General features: G+C 68.9%; 1 protein-coding gene and 1 pseudogene. Both read left to right on the forward strand.

All coding sequences use genetic code 11. The features are described 5' to 3' along the window. Window positions 1-1451: hypothetical protein (locus G447_RS0108565; protein ID WP_026430743.1), on the forward strand; the 1451-nt coding region annotated here is incomplete at its 5' end. A gap of 116 nt (window positions 1452-1567) precedes the next feature. Further along, a pseudogene (locus G447_RS0108570) lies at window positions 1568-1780 on the forward strand (hypothetical protein); the annotation flags it as partial.

Below are 1780 nucleotides of genomic sequence, written 5' to 3' on the forward strand. Positions count from 1 at the left end.
TGCGCGAGCGGCGCGAGCGCATCCGCAGGAGGCGCCTGACCGCAGCCGGGGTCGTGCTCGCACTGGTCCTCGCCGCCTTCTACGTCTGGGGCCCCACCCCCTCTCCGCATGAGCCCGAACCACGGTCCCAGGGCTACACCGGGACCCGAACCGACACCGGCCGCCCCTCCCCCAAGTGGACCAACGGAGCCGACATCGCATGGCGACTGGAGCGGAGAATCCCACTGGCTGATGAAACGGCGGTCGTGAAGAGCGGCGACCAAGTGGTCCTCTTCCACGATTGGAGCGAAGGCGACGGCACCGGAGTCGTCAGCCTCGACGTGTCGGGGACCCGGCCGGTCACCCAGTGGAGGGGCGTCCTCCCGAAGGACAGCTCATTCTCCCCAGAGCGCCGTCCGGTCCTGATGGGGAACGGCCTTTTCGTCGGGAAGGTCCGCCTCGACCTCGCCACTGGGAGGCAGGGGCCCGCCCCGTGGGCCGAACGGGACCAGGATCCGTTAAGCCCCCCAACGATCGCGATCACATCGGGCTACGGGGTCGTCATCGCTTGCAGCAAGGAGACCTGCTCGGGATGGGCGGAGGAAGGGGATCAGTGGACGATGAAGTGGGAGCGCGACTCCACCCCCACTCCCATGCGGGAGTACGAGTACTGCTCGGAATGCGGGAGCAGCGGGACCTGGGTGCCCCTCAACGACCGGGACATCGTGGACTGGGGGCGCGCCGCTGATCCGTTCACCGAACCGGGGGCGGACTCGATCACGAGCCGAAACGGGAAACGCATCATCAACACGGAAACAGGCGAAGTGAGATCCCTTTGCGCGGATGAGACCAGATCCGACGATTTCGAGGTGTACTCCACTACCGACGGCTGGGTGGCGGTCGATAGCCGGACCGACCAGGCGACTGCGTTCGCCGCGGACGGGCGCCCCCTGGAGTCCTTCACCATCTCCGACTCCGCGGGCGCCGACGACCACAAGGCGGCGCTCCCCGTCGGGGGGCAGGCGCCCACGAGCGCGCAGTTGCGCGACTTCCTCACGACCGGCGAGGCCCCTTGGGCCGAAGGGATCCTCCGGGCGCTCCCGGCAACGGACGACGACGGGGCCAAGACATGCGGAAAACTCTCCTTCACGCCGACGGGCTCCGACCACCCCACCCGCGAGACGAGCGACAAACTGCTCAACACCACCACAAGGGGGGACGGGCAATGCGCCATCCGCGCCATGCGCGCCTCGATCAGTGAGGACCACTCGGCCATCCAGCTCCAGGGGCGCGGCTCCGGAAAGCCCATCATCATCGATATGCACGGCGCCAGCCTCTTCCACCCCTCTGGCACCTTCACCCCCGTCGATGCCGCCAAAGGACGTTACAGCAAGGCCTTCCGCGTGTACGACGACCTCGTCCTCGTGATCGGTGAGGAGGGCGTCACCGCCTTCACCCCCCGGGGGTCCTGAGATGCGGGCGAACACGCTGGGGCCGCCGGGCCCTGGGGGACCGGGAGCCCCAGCGCGCCCGCCCGCTGACCGCTGACCACTGACCACTGACCACTGACCACTGACTGGATGGCACCATGTCCCTCGTTGATAAGCACCCCGATCAGGACCCCGACCTCGACGGCGCCCAGGGAGCCGCCTCCCGTGCCAGAAGGGCCGGCGCCTCGCGGACGGTCAGGAAGAGGCCGTCCGAGATCCTGCGCGAGCGGCGCGAGCGCATCCGCAGGAGGCGCCTGACCGCAGCCGGGGTCGTGCTCGCACTGGTCCTCGCCGCCTTCTACGTCTGGGGC

This window comes from Schaalia georgiae DSM 6843 (assembly GCF_000429245.1).
In the GTDB taxonomy this organism is placed as follows: domain Bacteria; phylum Actinomycetota; class Actinomycetes; order Actinomycetales; family Actinomycetaceae; genus Pauljensenia; species Pauljensenia georgiae.